The sequence below is a fragment of the Vibrio sp. 2033 genome (assembly GCF_033339735.1).
On the sequence record NZ_JAWOVC010000171.1, the window covers coordinates 1 to 901 of the forward strand.

Below are 901 nucleotides of genomic sequence, written 5' to 3' on the forward strand. Positions count from 1 at the left end.
AAACGCGAAAACAGAGAAAGTCAAAGAGCGCCGTCAACGTCGCAAACTGAACAAATCTGTTCGTGTTAAAGATCAACTTGCCGATGAGCAAGTAGAAGAAACAGCAGTAAAAGCAATTGAACCTGTTGAGTCTCAAGTAGATCAAGCCGTTGATACGGCAGCAGACGCACAGCAAGACAACAAGCAAGGTGAATCGAAACAACGTCGTAACCGTCGTTCTCCTCGTCACCTACGAGCAAGTGGTCAACGTCGTCGTCGTGGTCGTGATCGTCGTCCTAACCCATTCCGTCTGCGCAAAGGCGGTGTAGCATCTCCTGAGATGGCAATGGGTAAAGTGATGCCACGTTACATTCCAAAACCAGCGCCTAAGAAGGAAGAGCGAGTTCAGGAAGAAGCGGTTGTGGCAATTGCAACTGTACCTGCTATGCAAGGTGGTTTTGCTTGCCCTGAAATGGCAATGGGTAAAGTCATCATCCGTCGTGAGCAACCTGCGGTAGCTGAAGCACCTGTTGTTGAACCTAAAGTTCAAGAAACAGTAGAAGCTAAAGCTGAATCACCGATTGTTGAAGCTGTAGCGCCTGAAAAGGCAGAGCCAGTAGCGGTTGATCAAGCTCCTGTAGAGCCGAGCGTTGAAGCAACAACAGAAACAGTTGTTGAAGAAGCTCCGGTTCAAGAGCCAGTCGTTGCAGAAACTGTGGAAGAAGCAGCAACAGAAGTTGCCGTAGAAACTCCAGTAGCAGCGCCAGAGATGAAAGCTGAAGTTATCAACGTTGTTGCTAAGCCACGAGCTAGCGCACCAATGACAAAAGCACCTGGTCCTCAAGAACTACGTGAAATCGAAGTAGCCGCAGCGCCGTTTAAAGCTGAACGCTACCAAGCTAAAGGTGCTGGTAGCCAAGTG

General features: G+C 49.1%; 1 pseudogene. It reads left to right on the top strand.

Features of this window, described 5'->3' with window-relative positions:
- A pseudogene (locus tag R7P74_RS25380) lies at positions 1 to 901 on the top strand (ribonuclease E); the annotation flags it as partial.